The sequence below is a fragment of the Streptomyces sp. IBSBF 3136 genome (assembly GCF_036815105.1).
In the GTDB taxonomy this organism is placed as follows: Bacteria; Actinomycetota; Actinomycetes; order Streptomycetales; family Streptomycetaceae; genus Streptomyces.
In genome coordinates, this window is the sequence record NZ_JAJSZC010000093.1 from 1 (window position 1) to 16716 (window position 16716).

The window sequence follows — 16716 nt, forward strand, 5'->3', positions numbered from 1 at the left end:
GGGGGGGGGGGGGGGGGGGTGGGGGGGGTGGGGCGGGGCGGCGGGTTGGGCGGCGGGTTCACCGCAGGCGTTCCCGGACGCCGTAACGCGCCCGGGGCTACGCCCTGATCGACAAGGAGCTGGAGTCGGGCCCGCGCGCCATCGCCGTACCGCTACGGGACCGGTCCGGCCCGACGGTCGCCGCCCTGAACGAGGCCACCCACGCGGCCCGCCGCACCCAGGCCGACTGCGTCCAGGACCTCCTCCCCGCCCTCCGCACGACCGCCGGCCACATCGAGACGGACCCGCACACAGCGTCCCTTCGCCCACGTGTCCCGGCCTGACCGGAGATCACCCCACACACGCCCCAGCCCGATCCGGTACCCTGTGGACCGAGTGCAGCGCCTTCGTAGCTCAGGGGATAGAGCACCGCTCTCCTAAAGCGGGTGTCGCAGGTTCGAATCCTGCCGGGGGCACCAGCGCAAAGGCCCCGGACCGATCATGGTCCGGGGCCTTTGACATCTACTTCTGACATCAACAGGGTCGGTCACAGACGGTCGGAACGCCTCCGCAGAGTTCGGGCTCAGTGGCCCGCCAGTCGGCGAGGCGATGAGGTACCCCTCGCCCTCCCGGTCCGCGTCGGCCGCGATCCGCTCTCGCTCCTGCGCTTCTTGGTGCCGGCGCAGGATCTTGATCAGCGAGTCGGCTCCTGAGCGCATATTTTCGGCCAACCCCCTCCGGCGTACACCGCAGGGGAATGCGCCTCCGGCCCAACCGGAACCGCCTCAGGCACGTCCCTATTTGGCCGGAATTGACCTTCCCTGTGTCTTTGGCTGGAAGCGGCGCATCGACGCCCGGCGCCGGGCAGGCTCCCAGGTTCACCGGGTCGACCAAGGAGACCGACAGAACATGGAAGAAATCCCGCCCCTCCACCCCGCCGAGGACGGTGCCACCGTGGGACTGTTCTGGGTCTCGGCGGACGGCGTCTACCTGGGAGCCCCGGCGACGGCACCGGCCCCCAACCTGGTGCTGACGGCAGCGGGGCCCCAAGTCACCGGTCCGCACCCGCGGAAGTGGACGTGGGCCGACCTCGTAGGCCTGGAGATCACCGAAGTCCCGACCCGCTCTGCTCCGCAACGCTGGGCGACCCACGCCGCGAGCTTCGTCGCAGCAGCTCTGGACGCCTGGGTGCCGAGCAGCCCTACCGAGATGACCGTCTCCGTCATCGCGTCCGACGGCACCTACCGGACGCCGGTCTACTCCAGCGCCGCCGTCGCCTACTCCCCACGCGAAGTCGCTCTCTCACGCCGGTTGATCAGCCACTTCACCCAGGGCACCGCCACGCCCGCCGTCATGGCCGAGTGGTGGGAACAGACCCGGCCGACCAAGGTCCTCCGCTCACGCGAGCGGGAAGCCGTGCTCGAACTCTGGCTCGCACGCGCCTGACCGTTCCTTCGCACCTGCCCCGACCCCCCGCACAGAAGGACAGCCAGTGCGCATCGATCTTTCGGCAGCCGTCAGCCCCGACGCGCCCACGCTCGCCTTCGACGGTGACTGCGGTTTCTGTCAGGCGACCATCAGGCCGGGCGGCTCCGCAGCGGTGCCGGGGAGAGACCGAACTCCTTGAAGCGGGTGTCGCAGGTTCGAATCCTGCCGGGTCGGCGGTTGTCCGGCTGCGGGCCCCGCTGCGCGAGCACGGGATACCCGATTCCGACGTCTCCGGGTCACGCCTCGCCCTCCAGTCGGAGTTCAACGGCTCGGCGCGGAACGGACGTTCCTCGGCTACCGCTGCGAGGCGACGTACACCGTGCAGACCGAAGCGCTCGATCGGCTCGAACGACTCGGAGGAACGGTGCGGATCCCTTTTCCTGGTGTGTCGGCCCCGTGCTCATGCCCGACGCGCGCTGATGTGGCACCAGATCGGCCAGGGAGTCCGGATCACGCCAGGGCCACGTCGGTGAAGGGCCACCCACGGAGATCCCGAGGAGATCCGTGGGTGGCCCTTCGGCTTCCGGACCGGGGTGACTACTTGTGGCCCGTGCTCTTCTCGCCGATGTGGTAGATCCGGTGGGTGTCGCGGGTCATGTCGACGACCAGCTTGGTCGTCGAACCGCGGCTCCAGGTCAGGGTGACGATGGCCTCCGTGTGGTTGCGGGCGGTGCCGTTGTCGGTGACCTTCCAGGCGAGCGGGACGTTCTGGGCGCGCAGGACGCCGTCGGCGTGCTCCCGGTCCTCCCAGGCCGCCAGTTCCTTCTGGAACGCCGGGGTCAGGTAGTGGTTGCGCAGGGCCTTGCCGAGCTTGCCGCTGTCCTCGTCGAACACCGCGTCGATGTAGGTGCCGTAGAAGTCGGCGATGCGCGTGATGTTGTCGTTCGTCTTGCCGCTGACGCTGCGCGGGGCGCCGGCGGAGGCCTGGGCGGTGGCGCCCAGGCCCAGGGCGACGGCGAGGACGCCGGCGGTCAGGACGGTGCGGGTCTTGCTGTTCATGTGTGTTCCCCGTTTTCGGAGTCGTGTCGGAGTGGTGTCGGGTCGTGTTCGGTCGCGCCGAGCGGCGGTGTCGGTGGTCCACGGGCCGCTCTCCCCACCCCCGTGACGGAGAGCGGCCCCGGTCATGCGGTCAGTGGAGCTTGTTCACGGCCGTGACGGTCGTCTTCCTGAACGCCTTCACCGGCGCGTCCCGGAAGCCGCCGAGCTGCCCCCAGTCGACGACCGTGACGGTCCTGCCGTCGCGGCCGACGGAGAGCAACCGGATGTCGGAGGCACCCCAGGAGGTCACCGTGTGCAGGCCGTACACGTGGGCGCCCTCCTCGACGCGCAGCGTGCCGTAGTCCCTCACCTCGGCCTCGGTGTCCGGGTCGGCCTTCTCGACGCGTGCCGCACAGGACTTGATGTCCTTGTTCAGCCGCGAGAGGCGTCCCTTCGCCGCGGCCGTCGTGGACGACCGCACGCTGACCTGACGGGCGCTCGTGTCCAGGTCGGTACGGAACTCCCGGTACCACGTGCCCGAGCCGTCGCCGCCCAGCGCCATGCTCAGGCAGCGGTCCTGTTCCACCGCTTCCGGTACGCCGGCGGTGACCTTGCCGGCCGTCCAGGGCGAGCTCGGGTGCGGTGGCAGATCGGCCGCCGCGAGGAAGCCGGGCGTTCCGGCCGCGGCGTCCGCCGGGGTGGCGAGCGTCGCGCCGAGGGTGAGGCCCGTGACGGCGAGTGCGAGGAGCGTGCCTGCTCGGGTGCGCTTGGGCATGGATGTCCCCCGTGGATGAGTGCGTGAGTGTGGGTCGTCACCCGCCGCCGGCTGGTCGGCCCTGTCCTGGTCGGTGCGACACCAAGAGCGTCGCGTCCGACCGGCGTCCGGCGCAACGCCTGACGGCCGTCCGCCGGAGGTGGAACCATCCCAGCCCATCTGACGTGCAGGTATATGGACCGCCTGGGATACGGGGACACGCGGCAGGACGGGGGCACGGTGTCGACCGGGGACGATGTCGAGCAGTTCGCGGCGCTGCTGCGCCGGCTGAAGGACCGCACGGACCGGAGCTACGGCTCACTGGCCCGGCGCCTCAACATGAACACCTCCACGCTGCACCGCTACTGCGCGGGCGAGGCGGTTCCGCAGGACTACGCCCCCGTGGAACGCATGGCCGCCTTCTGCGGGGCGCCCCCGGAGGAACGGCTCGAACTGCACCGCCTGTGGCTGCTCGCGCTGACCGCACGCCAGCGGCCGAAGCCGGACGAGCGGGTCCAGGAGCCGGCGACGACCGACGAGCCGTCGGAGCCGACGCACATCGATGCGGCGGCCGCGCAGGCGTCCACCGACGAGGAGTTGAAGCCGACGCACATCGATGCGGCGGCCGCGCAGGCCATGGCCAACGGTCCGTCACAGCCGACCAGTTCCGGTGAAGCGGCAGAGCCGGCCACGGCAGGTCCGTCACTGAAGCCCACTGCGGCCGGCCCGTCTTCCGGTCCCGGCGGCCGGACGGCGGCCGCCGCCGACAACGCCGACAACGCCGGCGGTCCCGAGCCGACGGTCCCGCGGGACGCGGGCCGCCCGACCGGGCGGCCCTGGTACCGCCGTCGCCGTACCGTCGCCGGCGCCGCCGCGGCGGCCGTGCTGCTGGTGACGCTGGGCAGTCTGGCGGCGCTGCCCGCCGAGCGGCCCCACGGCGGCGCGGCCAAGGCCCCCGGCCGGTCCCGTACGGCGGCGGCCGGTGCGTCGCACCACCCCTCGGCCGCCGCGACCAACGGGCCCTCCCCCAGCCGTTCCTCGGCGTCGGCCTCGCCCTCCGTCGGAGTACGGGCTCCGGGGAGCACCGGGCCGAAGGGCGGACCGTCGGCGGGCGGAAGGAGCGACGCCCCCGCGCCGACCGGTGTGCCGCTCGCCTGGAGTGCCGACTCGCAGGTCTGGCAGGGCGGTTGCGGGCACGACTACGTCATCCGGAAGGAACCGGCGCAGGTGCCCCCGCCGCCGGTGCAGCAGGACGCGGGGAGGTGGGCGGCGACACAGGGGGCGGTGCACGGGCACCAGACGATGGTGCAGGTCTCGGTGCAGGGGAAGTCGTCCACGGCCGTGGTCCTCACGGCGCTCCGGGTCCGTGTCGTCAGCCGCGGCACGCCGGTCGCCGGCACCGCCTACGACATGGAGCAGGGCTGCGGCGGCGACCTGACGCCCCGCGACTTCTCGGTGAACCTGGACGTCGACCGGCCGATCGCCCACGCGCGCCCCGGCAACGACGCCGGGAAGCCCCTGCCCGCGGTGCGGTTCCCCTACCGCGTCTCCGCCGAGGACCCGGAGGTGCTGCTGGTCACCGCGACGACCGAGGCGTACGACTGCGCCTGGTACCTGGAGCTCGACTGGTCCTCCCAGGGCCGCTCCGGCACGGTCCGCGTGGACGACCACGGCCGCCCGTTCCGCACCAGCAGCATCAAGGGACTGCCCCGCTACTGGTACGGCACGAACGGCCAGGGTGTGCGTCAGTGGGTGCCCGCCGACGCCTGACGCGCGCATACCGGCCCACGGACCGCCCCAGCCGCGGCACGGCGGTGCCGAGGACGACCGACGAACTGGTCCTTCCCCGCCGCATCCCGGTGCGGACCGTGTGCGAGCACCATCTGCTGCCGATCGTCGGCACCGCCCACGTCGGCTACCTGCCGGGCGCCCGCATCCTGGGGCTGTCGAAGCCGGCCCGGGTGGTCGAGCGCTTCGCCTGCCGCCCCCAGGTGCAGGAACGCCTGACCGAGCAGGTCGCCGACTGGCTGCAGACCCAGCTGGAGCCCAAGGGCGTCGGTGTGGTCGTCGAGGCCGAGCACGCCTGCATGACCCTGCGCGGTGTCCAGGCCGCCGGAGCCGGCACCCTGACCTCCACCCTGCTCGGTCTGCCGCGCTCCGACGCCCGCTCGCGCGGCGAGTTCCTCGCCCTGACGGGGGCAGCCTCATGACCACGGACCCGACTCGGTGCGGACCGGGGTGCCGGCGGTCCTGACCGGCCGGGAAATCCCGCGGCGCGACCAATCCGCGGGCCTTCGGGCCCCGGATTACGCGGGGACGTAACGTCCGTCGCACCCTGGGGAGATCTCTGGTGAAGGAAGCCGTCTACATCGGCACGAACCCGGCGTCCAAGCCGGACCTGCAACAACTGGTGCGCGAGGTGGCCCTCGGCGACCAGGAGGCGTTCGCCGCGGTGTACGACGCCGTGGCCGGCCCGGTGCTCGGCGTGGTCCGGGCGGTGCTGCGCGACCAGGCGCAGTCGGAGGAGGTGGCTCAGGACGTCCTGGTGGAGGTGTGGCGCACCGCGCCGCGCTACCGGTCCGACCGCGGTACGGCGATCAACTGGATCCTGACCCTCGCCCACCGGCGGGCGGTGGACCGGGTCCGGTCGGTGGAAGCCGCCGCCGCCCGCGACAGCAAGGCCGCGCTGTTGGCCCGTACCCCCGAGTACGACCAGGTGACGGAGCAGGTCGAGATCCGGCTGGAGCAGGAGCAGGTACGGCGCTGTCTGCGGACCCTCACCGAGCTGCAACGGCAGTCGGTCACGCTCGCGTACTACCGCGGTCTGACCTACCGGCAGGTCGCGGAGGCGCTCGCGCTGCCGCTGGGCACGGTGAAGACCCGGCTGCGGGACGGGCTCATCCGGCTGCGGGACTGCCTGGGGGTGACCGCGTGAGCACGACGGCCGATCCGCACCTGCTGACGGGTGCCTACGCGCTGCACGCGCTGCCCGACGACGAGCGCGCCGACTTCGAACACCATCTGACCGGCTGCGAGTCGTGCGCGGTGGAGGTGGCGGAGTTCACCGCGACGGCCGCCCGGCTCGCCTCGGCCGCCTCCGAACCCGTCCGCGCCGCGCTGCGCGGGCAGGTGCTGCGCCGCGTCACCGAGGTCCGCCAGGTGCCCCCGGGCAAGGCGGCCCCGGCGCAGGCCGGGCGCCGCGTGCCGCGCGGCCGTGGCCTGGCCCGGTGGGCGCTGGCCGCCTGCGTGGCCGCGGCGGCGGTGTTCGGGGGCACGGCCGTGTGGCAGTACGAACGCGCCCAGGACGCCCGGCAGCGGGCGGCGCTCGCGGAGCGGCACGCCGACGAGGTGGCCGGGGTGCTGGGCGCGCCGGACGCGGCGACGAGGTCGGCACGGATGGCGGGTGGCACGGGCACGCTGGTGGTCTCCGCGGGCCGGGACCGGGCCGTGTTCGTGGCCTCGGGCATGGCGGCCCCGCCGGACGGCAAGGTCTACCAGTTGTGGTTCGCGGACGGCGGCAGGATGCGCCCGGCCGGCCTGCTGAGCACCGGTGAGTCGGGGCAGACGGTGCTGATGCGGGGGCGGGTGGACGGTGCCTCCGGGGTCGGTGTCACCGTGGAGCCCGCCGGCGGGTCACGGCAGCCGACCACCAAGCCGCTCGGCGTACTGTCCGTCCCCTCCCGTCCCTCACGCGTGAGCTGAACACACGAAGGGGCCCGGGGGGGGGGGGGGGGGGGGGGGGGGGGGGGGGGGGGGGGGGGGGGGGGGGGGGGGGGGGGNCCCCCCCCCCCCCCCCCCCCCCCCCCCCCCCCCCCCCCCCCCCCCCCGCCGCGCCCCCCCCCCGGGCCCCTTCGTCGTGTCAGTTCTTCGGCATCAGCACGGTGTCGACGATGTACACGGTGGCGTTGGCCGTCTTGACGTTCCCGCATACGACCTTCGCGGAGTCGTCGACGGTGTAGGACCGGCCCGAGCCGGCGGTGGTCAGCTTCGACTTCTCCAACGTGGCGAAGGAGCCGTGCTCCAGGTCCTTCGGCGACAGCTTCTTGCCCACGACGTGGTAGGTGAGGATCTTCGTCAGTGCGGCCTTGTCGGCGAGGACCTTGTCCAGGGTGGCCTTCGGGATCTTCCTGAAGGCGTCGTCGGTGGGGGCGAACACCGTGATGTCCTGGGCGTTGTTGAGCGTGTCGACCAGGCCGGCCTTCTTCACCGCCGCCACGAGCGTGGACAGTGCGGGGTTGTGCGACGCGGCCGTGGCGACCGGGTCCTTGGCCATGCCGTCGAAGGAGCCGGCGCCGTTCTCCGGGACGGCGGCGCAGGCGGTGCCGAACGGCTGGTCCATGGCGGCGGTGTCGCCGGCCGAGCCGTCCATGTCGCCACCGCCGCGCGAGGCCGACGCCGGGCTCGACGAGTCCGCCTTGCCGGAGTCACCGCCCTTGGAGTCGGAACAGGCGCTCAGGGCCAGGGGGAGCACCGCGGCGGCGGCGAGGGTGACGGCCAGACGGCGGGTACGGGTGTTCATCGAATTCTCCTGTCGGTTCGGGTGGTGCGTGCGTGCGCGCGGCGAGTCGCCGCGGTCCTGCGTGGTGCGGGCAAGGGGAGTCGGTGGCTGTTGGTCGGTGGCTGTTCGCGGGCGGGGCCCGGTGGTTGGGCCGAAGGCGGGGGGTGCTGGGTCCGGTCATTCGACGGTGATCACCACCGAGTGCCGGCCGCTCGCGCCGTCGGGGATCGTGCGCGTGCGGCGCCCGGTCTGGACCCGGCCCGTGCGGTCGGTCGCGCGCACCGTGAGGGTGTGCGGGCCCTTGGTGGCCTGCCAGGCGAAGGACCACTGCCGCCAGGTGTCGCGGGTGTCCTCGGCTGCCAGCCGGGCCTCCTGCCAGGGCCCGTCGTCGACGCGTACCTCGACCTTGTCGATGCCGCGGTGCTGGGCCCAGGCGACTCCGGCGACCATGACCGCGCCCGACGTCGGCCGGGCGAACGGCTTCGGGGTGTCGATCCGGGACTGGGTCCTGACCGGGGCCCGGCGTGCCCAGCCCCGCTGGACCCAGTAGGGGTCGTAGGTGTCGAAGGTGGTGAGCTCGATGTCCTCGATCCACTTGCAGGCGGAGACGTAGCCGTAGAGGCCGGGCACCAGCATGCGGACCGGAAAGCCGTGCGCGAAGGGCAGCGGCTCGCCGTTCATGCCCACGGCCAGCATCGCGTCCCGGCCGTCCATGACGTCCTCGACCGGTGTGCCGAGGGTCATGCCGTCGACCGAGCGGGCCACCAACTGGTCGGCCGGGCCGCCTCGCGACGGCGGACGCACGCCTGCCTCGGCCAGCAGGTCGGCGAGCCGTACGCCGATCCAGCGGGCGTTGCCCACGTAGGGGCCGCCGACCTCGTTGGAGACACAGGTGAGGGTGATGTCCCGCTCGATCAGCTCCCGGCGCAGCAGGTCGCCGAAGGAATGGACGACCGGCCGGCGCAGCCCCTTGCCGTGGATGCGCAGACGCCAGGCGGTCGCGTCGACCTTGGGCACGACCAGGGCGGTGTCGACGCGGTAGAAGTCGGCGTTCGGGGTGATGAAGGGGCTGATTCCGGGGACGCGCAGTCCGGCCCGGGCGGGTACGGGGCGTGCCGGTGATCCGGGGGTGGGGAGGGTGAGCCGGCGCCGGGAGGCGACCGCGTCCCCGCCGCTCGAACCGTTCAGCGACCGGCCCACGACCCCGGCGGCGGTCGAGGCCGCGGCGGCGGCCACGGCCGTCCGGACGAAGCCCCTCCGGTCGAAGCCGCCGGACGCCTCGCCCTTGCCCTGGTACCCGGTCGCGGGTCCGGCGTCGTCCCTGGAGCCGGCCGGGGGTCCAGGTCGGGCGTGCGGGCCGGCGGCGAGGCCGGGAACGTCCCGGGGGCCCGCCACCGGCTCAGGTCGGTCCTGCGGTCCGGTCACAAGCCCGGGCTCGGCCCCAAATCCGGCCGCGGGGCCAGGTCGGGCGTGCGGGCCGGCGGCGAGGCCGGGAACGTCCCGGGAGCCGGCCGCAGGCTCAAGTCGGTCCTGCGGGCCGTTCACAAGCCCGGGCTCGGCCCGAAAACCGGCCCCAGACCCGCACGCGTCCCGAGCCCCGGACGCAGGCCCAGGCTGCCCCAGCGGGCCGGTGGCGGCACCGGGAACGTCCCGGGAGCCGGCCGCAGGCCCAGGCTGCTCCTGCGGGCCGGTCGCAGGTGTGGGCTCGCCCCCGGGTCCGGCCGCTGACCCGGGAACGCCCCGCTGTCCGGGCGCGGGCCCAGCCTCGTCCCCGGTCGGGCGCAGGTGGGTCAGCAGGGCTTGCAGGAGGAGCGCGCCGGACAGGGCGGCGACGGCCGAGGGCAGGGCGTCGGCGTAGCCGGTGGAGTCGGGCCGGCCGGTCGCCGTCACCGCTCCGACGGTCCCGAAGAGGCCGAAGGTCCCGAGGACGAGGACACGGGCGGCCGGGCGCCCGAGCCGTGCCGCCAGCGCGCCGAGCGCCACCGCCGTCACGGCCAGGACGGCCAGGATGCCCACCTGGAGCGCCAGTTTGTCGCCGGTCCCGAAGTGGCGGACCGCCCAGTCCTTCACGGCGGCCGGGGCACGGTCGATCGCCGCACCGCCCACGGCGACGATCGGCCCGGCCTGGGGGCGGACGGCGGCCGCCGCCAGCTCCGCCGCGGCGAGCGCGCCGAACGCGGCCAGCAGCCCGCTCAGCGCGCCGAGCGCGGCTCGCGGCGGCCGCCGCCGCCGTGCCTGCGGGTCCTTCTCCTCGTCCGTCACGCGGGGAATCCGGTGCCGCGGCCGGGCCGGATGGGTGAGTTGCCCTGATCAGGTGAAAAGCGGGCCGGGACCAATCCGGCCCCGGTCCCGGCTGCGTATTACGTTTTCGCCTCGCGCGTCCGCCGGCGGCCGGCCGCCCTCGCGGACCGCTGTCCCGTCTGTTTCTTTACGTTTCCCTGACGCGGCAGCCGCATCCGGCGCGTCCCGCCGTGGTGTCCTCCCCGGTGTCCGGACCAGCAGGTCGGGACGAGGCGTCAGTCGCGTCGGAGAATGGAGTGCCATGCAAGGCACCGTCGTCGCAGTGGTGGTCGTGGCCGTGTTCCTGCTGCTCGTGCTGAAGAGCGGCATGCGGGTCGTCAACCAGGTGGAGCGCGGGGTGGTGTTCCGGTGGGGCAAGGCCCTGCCGAGCCACCGGCAGCCCGGGATCACCTTCCTCATCCCGTTCGCCGACCGGATGCGCAAGGTGAACGTGCAGGTCGCGACCATGCCGGTGCCCACGCAGGAGGGCATCACCAAGGACAACGTGTCGGTGAAGGTCGACGCGGTGGTCTACTTCCGGGTGACCGACCCGCTGCGGGCCGCCATCGAGGTGCAGGACTACGTCTTCGCCGTCGGGCAGGTGGCTCAGTCCTCGCTGCGCTCGATCATCGGCAAGAGCGACCTGGACGACCTGCTGACCGACCGGGAGCGGCTGCACGAGGGGCTGGCCCTGATGATCGACAGCCCGGCCGCCGCGTGGGGCGTCCACATCGACCGCGTCGAGATCAAGGACGTACAGCTGCCCGAGTCGCTGAAGCGCTCGATGTCGCGGCAGGCGGAGGCCGAGCGGGAGCGGCGGGCCCGGGTCATCACCGCCGACGGTGAGTTCCAGGCAGCGCAGCAGCTCGCCAACGCCTCGCGGATCATGTCCGACACCCCCGAGGCGATGCAGCTGCGTCTGCTGCAGACCGTCGTGGAGGTCGCGGCCGAGAAGAACTCGACGCTCGTGATGCCGTTCCCGGTCGAGCTGCTGCGGTACTTCGACCGGGCCGCGCAGCACATCGGCGCCGACCTCACCAAGAGTGTGCCGTTGCAGCCGACTCAGCGGTCCCCGGAGGCCCAGCAGACCCAGCGGGCCCAGGAGAGTGCCGACCAGCCGTAGCCGCGCGAGCGGGCCGGGCTAGCATCCGCTCATGACCACTACTGACCACAACGGCTCCGCGCTGGACGTCGAGATCGGCGCCCTGCGGGGCGGCTCCGCCGGGCTGCCGGACTACGCCGGCAAGACCGTGCTCATCGTGAACGTCGCCTCCAAGTGCGGCCTGACCCCGCAGTACACCGGCCTGGAGCGGCTGCAGGAGCGGTACGCCGAGCAGGGCTTCACCGTGCTCGGCGTGCCCTGCAACCAGTTCCTCGGGCAGGAGCCCGGCACCGCCGAGGAGATCGCCGAGTTCTGCTCGGCGACGTACGGGGTGTCCTTCCCGCTGACCGAGAAGGTCGAGGTGAACGGGGAGGGCCGGCACCCGCTGTACGAGCGCCTGGTGGGCTTCGCCGACGCCGAGGGCCACAGCGGGGACATCCGCTGGAACTTCGAGAAGTTCCTGATCGGCCGGGACGGGCAGGTCGTCGCGCGCTTCTCGCCGCAGACCGAGCCGGAGTCCGCCGAGGTCGTCGCGGCGATCGAGGCGCAGCTGGCCTAGGGCCTGTTGGGGCGAGGCATGCCCGAGCCCTCTCGGCAAGGACGGCGACTGGTCGAGAGGGCTCCGGGGTGATGCTTGTGCAGTTGTCGTCGTGCGTGTCTACCGGCGAGAGGCGGCAAAGGCCCCCTACGCCTTGACCGAGGTCACGAAGGCGTTCCACGCGTCGGCGGGGAAGGCCAGGACGGGACCCTCGTGGACCTTGGAGTCGCGAACGGCGAGTTCCGCGGTGGTGGGCGACTTGACCTCGACGCAGGCGCCGTTGCCCGCGGAATAAGAAGACTTCATCCACGTCTCCGAAGCGCCCTGAATCAGTGCCATGTCCACTCCTGTTGCGAGTTGCTGGTGGTGCGGTTCACGCCAACCTTGTCGATCGATTGGCGTGATCGACGCTACCGGGCAACCGCCCCCGCCGGAGTAGTCGTTCACTCAAGCGGATGGCATATTCCAAGTGAGCCTTCCGCTTGAGTGGACCACCGTGTACGATCCGGCACTTCCTTTGGAGCAAGCTCAATCGGCGTAGGTTTTGGCTACGTCCGAGATACATTGCCGGGATTGCTCCACATTGAGGGACTGTGCCCTCAGATGTTCGTACATCACGGCGTACTTCTGCACGTCCAGCGCCTTCTCGAGGTAGAGGTCGCTGGTGACGCCCTCCAGATAGACCACGCTGGAGTCGGCCGCGTCGGTGAACTCCAGGATCGCGTACTGGCCGTTGAGCCCCGGGTGGGCGCCCACCTCGAAGGGCAGCACCTGCACGGTGACGTGCGGCAGGTGGGACATCTCGATGAGGTGCTCCAACTGCTCGCGCATCACGAGTTTGCTGCCCACGACCCGGCGCAACGCCGCCTCGTCGAGCACCACCCACAGCCGCAGGGGGTTGGCCTCGGCGGTGATACGTTCCTGTCGGCGCATACGCACCTGGACGCGCTTCTCGATCTCCGCCGTCGAGGTCTCCGGCAAGGCGCCCTGCACCAGGGCCTCCGCGTAGGCACGGGTCTGCAGCAGACCCGTCACCAGCTGGGGTTCGTACACCCGCAGCGACTCGGCGTCCGTCTCCAGACCGATGTACACGCTGTACGGGATGTCCCCGAACGTGTGCCACCAGCCCTGCTGCCGCGAGTCCCGGGCCATCTCCATCAGCGAGTCGACGATCCGCTGGTCCTCGACCTCGTACACCCCGCACAGGTCGCGCACGTCGCGCTGACTGATGCTCCTGCGGCCGTTCTCCAGCCGGCTGATCTTCGACTGCGACACGAGCAGCCGCTCCGCCACCTCTTCGGCGGTCATGCCCTTCAGCTCACGGAGCCTGCGCAGCTCCTGGCCCAGGCGGCGTCGCCTGACGGTGGGATTGACATTGGACGCCACGTGACGCGCACCTCCGGCTGACTGCCTGTACCTGGCACTTTCCGTATCTGCTGCTGAGCAGATTGCCACCAAGGTGCTTTCTACCGCTGGCAAACAGTGGATATGCGGCGCGTACGCGTCAGTTCGGGCACGGATGCGCGTAACCCGGACGCGACCGGGCGGGGCGGTGGGACCACGAAGGTCTCACCACCCCGCCCGGACCAGCGGCTCCCGTAACGGACTTCGGGGACTGGGGTGCGGCTCAGTGGGCCACGGCGCGTGCCATGGACCCGTGGCGCGGCTGCATCGGAACGCCGCGCGCGGGCTCGGCGGTGGGCCTCGCTCCGGGCCCCGCCGGGCGTCCTGCCGCGGCCGGACCGCGGCGTGGCTGGGCCGCCGCGCCGTTCTGCACGTCCATCACGGCGTGCGCGACAAGCCCGCCCATGGGGTCGTGCCGGATCAAGTCCCGCAGCCGGGAACGTGAGGAGCGGCCCTCGTTCCCCGGATACAGGTGCTTGCCGAGCCCGACGGCGTGCGCCAGGGCGGCGAGCGCCGCGGTCCGCGGGTCCGGCGGCACGCCGGTACGGATCGCGGTGTCCAGCCGGGAACGGATCTCCTTGCTGATGGCGGTCTCGGTCGCCTGGTACCGCGTCGTCGGCAACACCCCGCACATCTGACCCGGTACGGCGGCGACCATGCCGCACCGCTCCAGATGCGACAGGTACGTCTGGCGAAGCCCCAGTCGTGGCCCGCCGATCCAGTGGACGGCACGTACCGGAGCGCCGCGCCTTCGCAGCAACTCCAACGCGCAGTCCAGAGTCGGATCTCCTGTCGGCCGTGGCACCACCACGGCGATACGATCCCCGTCTGGGGCTATCCGTCCGGCCAGCGCCAGCTCCACTAGCTGTGCTCCGGCCAGACCGAGGTCGAGCGACTGCGGCTGCGCAGTGGTACCCGTGGCCGGGTCCAGTGCGAGCAACAGAAGCTCTTCCGGAATTGTTCTGCGGCTCCTGCCCATCCATGCCTCCCCGCGTGGATGAATGACAGGGTGACCCCTCTCACATTGGTCTGTCGAGGGTGCGTGACCGGTTCGTGAGGGAACCGGTAGGTATGTCGTTCTCGTCTACCGCAGGGGCCAGGCTCCCACACAGGACACTGGTACATGGTTCGGACAGGGCGCGCGCATGCGCGTGCGGCGCATGGAGGAGGCATCGGTGGCGGGCGAGTCCCCCGACAGGTCGAAGCAGCAGGAGTCGTCGGCGGAACCGACGTCGGGGAGCGCGGGTTCGGTTCCCGGGGCTCGCGATCCGCGGCTCACGGTGTCCCGCGAAAAGGATTCCTCGAGCGGCAGGACGGACACCGCGACGAAGGTTCTCTCGGTCCGGGACGTGAAGGCCGCGGCCGAGGACTCGGAGCCCGCTGAGTCCTCGGCGTCCGCCGGGGCTTCGGACTCCGCCGAGCCCGCCGAGGCCCCGGAGTCCGGGGAGTCCTCGAAGCCGGCCGCCGCGTCCGCGAAGTCCACCGAGCCCGAGGCCGCCGCCAAGGACGAGGACGCGGACCTCCGCGAGGCCGTCTCGGCGTGGGTCCGCTCGGCCGGCGACGCGAAGAAGCCGGGCTCCGGGTCCGACGCGAGTGCAAAGACGCCGAAGAAGTCCGAAGAGGCCGTGGATTCGGGCGAGTCGGCGGACGCCGAGGACGTGGACGACGTGGCGGACGGCGAGCCCGCGAAGGAGGCGGTGGCGAAGGCCGGGAGCGAGTCGGCCGACGCCACGGACGCGGACGCCGACGCCGACGCCGACGCGCACGGCGAAGCCGACACCGACGACAGCGAAACCGACGCGAACGCGAACGCCGAGACGGACCCGGTGACCGGCTCCGACGACGACAGCGAGTCGGACGACGACTCGGACGTGACCGCGGCCGCGAGCGCGAGCGAGGACCAGGACGACGAGGCGGACGCGGAAGCCGATGCGCCTGAGGACGCGAAGCCCGAGCCCTCCCCGGCGCCCGAGGACGCGAAGCCGGAGCCCGAGGCCCAGTCCGCGCCCGAGGACGCGAAGCCGAAGCCCGCGTCCCAGTCGGCCCCCGAGGACGCGAAGCCCGAGCCCGAGTCCGACCCCAAGGCCGAGACCGAGCCGAAGCCCGAGGCCAGGACCGCGCCCGAGTCCGCCAAGGAGTCCGCCAAGGAGTCCGCCAAGGACGGGGACGGCACTTCGAAGGCGCCGCAGGCGAAGGTCGTCGACCAGCCGACCACCGCCTTCAAGGCCCTGCGTCCGAAGAAGCCCGAGGTCGACCAGCCGACGACCATGCTGAAGCTCGGCTCCAAGCCCAGGCCCGCCGAGCCCGAAGCCGAGCGCACCAGCAAGTTCGTCGCGCTGAAGCCCGACGTGACGACCGTCGTGCCGCAGGTGGGCCCGGAGCGCACCACGCAGCAGCCGCTCCCGCCCAAGCCGCCGCTGGACCTGCTGGCCGAGCTGACGAACACGCCCCCGCCGCCGGAGACCCCGGTCCGCACGATCGTGCGCCGGGTCAAGATCTGGACCCCGCTGGTCATCCTCCTGGTGATCGTCCTTGCGGTGGTGCAGCAGTTCCGGCCGCTCCCGCAGCCCACCCTCGGACTCACCGTGAAGGACAGCTACACCTTCGCCGGCAGCAAGGCCGACATCCCCTGGCCGTCCCAGGGGCAGGCCGCGCTGGACGTCCAGGGCATCGGCTCCTTCGGCTCCTCCGGGACCCAGAAGCCCGTACCGATCGCCAGCCTCGCCAAGGTGATGACCGCGTACCTCGTCCTGCGGGACCACCCGCTCAAGAGCGGCGAGGCCGGCCCCAAGATCACGATCGACAAGCCCGCCGAGGAGCAGTCGGACGCGGGCCAGGAGTCCACCGTGCCCGTCAAGGCCGGCGACCGGATCTCCGAGCGTGAGGCCCTGGAGGCCATTCTCCTGCCCTCCGCCAACAACGTGGCCCGGCTCCTGGCCCGCTGGGACGCGGGGTCGGAGAAGGCGTTCGTGACCAGGATGAACGCCGCCGCCAAGGGCCTCGGCATGACCAACACCACGTACACCGACCCCTCGGGCCTGACGGACTCGACGGTCAGCACGGCCGTGGACCAGGTCAAGCTGGCCAAGAAGGCGATGGAGAAGCCCGCCTTCCGCGAGGTCGCGGCGATGATGTCGTACGTCGACTACAAGGGCGTCAAGCACAACAATTACAACCGGCTGGTCGGCTACAACAACGTCGTAGGCATCAAGACCGGCACCACCACCTCCGCCCTGGGCAACCTGGTCTTCGCGGCGAAGCAGCAGGTCGGCGGCGAGACGCGCACCATCATCGGTGCCGCCATGCGCCAGCCCGCGGGTGGCTCCGACAACACCATCATCAGCGGGGTCCTGGAGGCGGGCGACAAGCTCGTCCGGGCCGGGCAGGGCGCGCTGAAGTCGGCGACGATCCTGAAGAAGGGCGATGTCGTCGGGTACGTCGACGACGGGCTCGGCGGCCGTACCCCGGTCGTGGCCACCAAGGACGTGACCGCGGCCGGCTGGGCCGGGCTGAAGGTGCGGCTGTCCTTCGCCGCCGACGTCGTGCCGCACACGGCGAAGGCCGGCACCAAGGTGGGCACGCTCACCGTGGGTGACGGCTCGGCCGGTGCGGTGAAGGTGCCGGTGGCCCTGCGGAAGGATCTGACCGAACCCGGCTTCACGGACAAGCTGACCCGCCTCGGCTGACCCCGGGTC

The 16716-nt window shown here is 72.2% G+C and carries 15 protein-coding genes, 1 tRNA gene and 1 pseudogene; 10 read left to right on the forward strand and 7 right to left on the reverse strand.

What is annotated here, in order from left to right:
• Positions 1–98: 98 nt before the first annotated feature.
• From V7E45_RS20665 to V7E45_RS20675, 3 genes and pseudogenes are all read left to right on the forward strand, one after another.
• A pseudogene (locus tag V7E45_RS20665) lies at positions 99–323 on the forward strand (IclR family transcriptional regulator domain-containing protein); the annotation flags it as partial.
• A 59-nt stretch (positions 324–382) separates the two neighbouring features.
• Positions 383–458, forward strand: a tRNA-Arg gene (locus V7E45_RS20670).
• Between the two features lie 430 nt (positions 459–888).
• Positions 889–1425 carry a hypothetical protein gene (locus tag V7E45_RS20675; protein ID WP_333775679.1) on the forward strand — a complete coding sequence of 179 codons (537 nt, stop codon included), beginning with the start codon at positions 889–891 and terminating at the stop codon, positions 1423–1425.
• A 579-nt stretch (positions 1426–2004) separates the two neighbouring features.
• On the opposite strand, the gene V7E45_RS20680 is transcribed toward V7E45_RS20675, so the two are convergent.
• Together V7E45_RS20680 and V7E45_RS20685 are read right to left on the reverse strand one after the other, a co-directional pair.
• Complete coding sequence (locus V7E45_RS20680; RefSeq protein WP_333775680.1) at positions 2005–2466, reverse strand: hypothetical protein; 462 nt, start codon at positions 2464–2466, stop codon at positions 2005–2007.
• A 130-nt stretch (positions 2467–2596) separates the two neighbouring features.
• Positions 2597–3220, reverse strand: a complete 624-nt coding sequence (locus V7E45_RS20685) for a hypothetical protein (protein WP_333775681.1) — start codon at positions 3218–3220, stop codon at positions 2597–2599.
• Positions 3221–3394: 174 nt separating this feature from the next.
• On the opposite strand from V7E45_RS20685, the gene V7E45_RS20690 reads away from it, so the two are divergent.
• The 4 genes from V7E45_RS20690 (at position 3395) to V7E45_RS20705 (ending at position 6901) form a co-directional block, all read left to right on the forward strand.
• Positions 3395–4969: a helix-turn-helix domain-containing protein gene (locus tag V7E45_RS20690; RefSeq protein WP_333775682.1), complete on the forward strand. Its 1575-nt coding sequence runs from the start codon at positions 3395–3397 to the stop codon at positions 4967–4969.
• Between the two features lie 44 nt (positions 4970–5013).
• Complete coding sequence (folE, locus tag V7E45_RS20695; protein WP_333775683.1) at positions 5014–5409, forward strand: GTP cyclohydrolase I; 396 nt, start codon at positions 5014–5016, stop codon at positions 5407–5409.
• 140 nt (positions 5410–5549) lie between these two features.
• Complete coding sequence (locus tag V7E45_RS20700; RefSeq protein WP_333775684.1) at positions 5550–6134, forward strand: sigma-70 family RNA polymerase sigma factor; 585 nt, start codon at positions 5550–5552, stop codon at positions 6132–6134.
• On the forward strand, positions 6131–6901 hold the full coding sequence (locus V7E45_RS20705) for an anti-sigma factor (protein ID WP_333775685.1): 771 nt from the start codon (positions 6131–6133) through the stop codon (positions 6899–6901). Before V7E45_RS20700 ends, V7E45_RS20705 begins: the two co-directional genes overlap by 4 nt.
• A gap of 157 nt (positions 6902–7058) precedes the next feature.
• Here V7E45_RS20705 and V7E45_RS20710 read toward each other — a convergent pair whose 3' ends face one another.
• Both V7E45_RS20710 and V7E45_RS20715 read right to left on the reverse strand, forming a co-directional pair.
• Complete coding sequence (locus V7E45_RS20710) at positions 7059–7718, reverse strand: fasciclin domain-containing protein (protein WP_333775686.1); 660 nt, start codon at positions 7716–7718, stop codon at positions 7059–7061.
• 156 nt (positions 7719–7874) lie between these two features.
• Entirely contained in the window at positions 7875–9587 is a 1713-nt protein-coding gene (locus tag V7E45_RS20715; RefSeq protein ID WP_443056114.1) for a molybdopterin-dependent oxidoreductase, read from the reverse strand.
• A 652-nt stretch (positions 9588–10239) separates the two neighbouring features.
• On the opposite strand from V7E45_RS20715, the gene V7E45_RS20720 reads away from it, so the two are divergent.
• Entirely contained in the window at positions 10240–11100 is an 861-nt protein-coding gene (locus V7E45_RS20720; protein ID WP_333775688.1) for a slipin family protein, read from the forward strand.
• Between the two features lie 31 nt (positions 11101–11131).
• On the forward strand, positions 11132–11638 hold the full coding sequence (locus V7E45_RS20725) for a glutathione peroxidase (RefSeq protein WP_333775689.1): 507 nt from the start codon (positions 11132–11134) through the stop codon (positions 11636–11638).
• Positions 11639–11764: 126 nt separating this feature from the next.
• Here the strand turns inward: V7E45_RS20725 and V7E45_RS20730 are convergent, their stop codons facing one another.
• The 3 genes from V7E45_RS20730 to V7E45_RS20740 form a co-directional block, all read right to left on the reverse strand.
• Complete coding sequence (locus V7E45_RS20730; RefSeq protein WP_333775690.1) at positions 11765–11956, reverse strand: DUF397 domain-containing protein; 192 nt, start codon at positions 11954–11956, stop codon at positions 11765–11767.
• Positions 11957–12145: 189 nt separating this feature from the next.
• Entirely contained in the window at positions 12146–13003 is an 858-nt protein-coding gene (locus V7E45_RS20735; RefSeq protein ID WP_333775691.1) for a helix-turn-helix domain-containing protein, read from the reverse strand.
• A gap of 241 nt (positions 13004–13244) precedes the next feature.
• Entirely contained in the window at positions 13245–14000 is a 756-nt protein-coding gene (locus V7E45_RS20740) for a GOLPH3/VPS74 family protein (RefSeq protein WP_333775692.1), read from the reverse strand.
• Between the two features lie 166 nt (positions 14001–14166).
• Between V7E45_RS20740 and V7E45_RS20745 the strand changes: the two genes are divergently transcribed.
• Positions 14167–16707: a D-alanyl-D-alanine carboxypeptidase gene (locus V7E45_RS20745; RefSeq protein ID WP_333775693.1), complete on the forward strand. Its 2541-nt coding sequence runs from the start codon at positions 14167–14169 to the stop codon at positions 16705–16707.
• Positions 16708–16716 lie beyond the last annotated feature (9 nt).

Coding starts and splice junctions, on each gene's coding strand:
- V7E45_RS20730 (WP_333775690.1), bottom strand. CDS start 11,956: ATGGCACTGATTCAGGGCGCTTCGGAGACGTGGATGAAGTCTTCTTAT.
- V7E45_RS20680 (WP_333775680.1), bottom strand. CDS start 2,466: ATGAACAGCAAGACCCGCACCGTCCTGACCGCCGGCGTCCTCGCCGTC.
- V7E45_RS20710 (WP_333775686.1), bottom strand. CDS start 7,718: ATGAACACCCGTACCCGCCGTCTGGCCGTCACCCTCGCCGCCGCCGCG.
- V7E45_RS20725 (WP_333775689.1), top strand. CDS start 11,132: ATGACCACTACTGACCACAACGGCTCCGCGCTGGACGTCGAGATCGGC.
- V7E45_RS20690 (WP_333775682.1), top strand. CDS start 3,395: ATGGACCGCCTGGGATACGGGGACACGCGGCAGGACGGGGGCACGGTG.
- V7E45_RS20685 (WP_333775681.1), bottom strand. CDS start 3,220: ATGCCCAAGCGCACCCGAGCAGGCACGCTCCTCGCACTCGCCGTCACG.
- V7E45_RS20675 (WP_333775679.1), top strand. CDS start 889: ATGGAAGAAATCCCGCCCCTCCACCCCGCCGAGGACGGTGCCACCGTG.
- V7E45_RS20720 (WP_333775688.1), top strand. CDS start 10,240: ATGCAAGGCACCGTCGTCGCAGTGGTGGTCGTGGCCGTGTTCCTGCTG.
- V7E45_RS20740 (WP_333775692.1), bottom strand. CDS start 14,000: ATGGGCAGGAGCCGCAGAACAATTCCGGAAGAGCTTCTGTTGCTCGCA.
- V7E45_RS20745 (WP_333775693.1), top strand. CDS start 14,167: ATGCGCGTGCGGCGCATGGAGGAGGCATCGGTGGCGGGCGAGTCCCCC.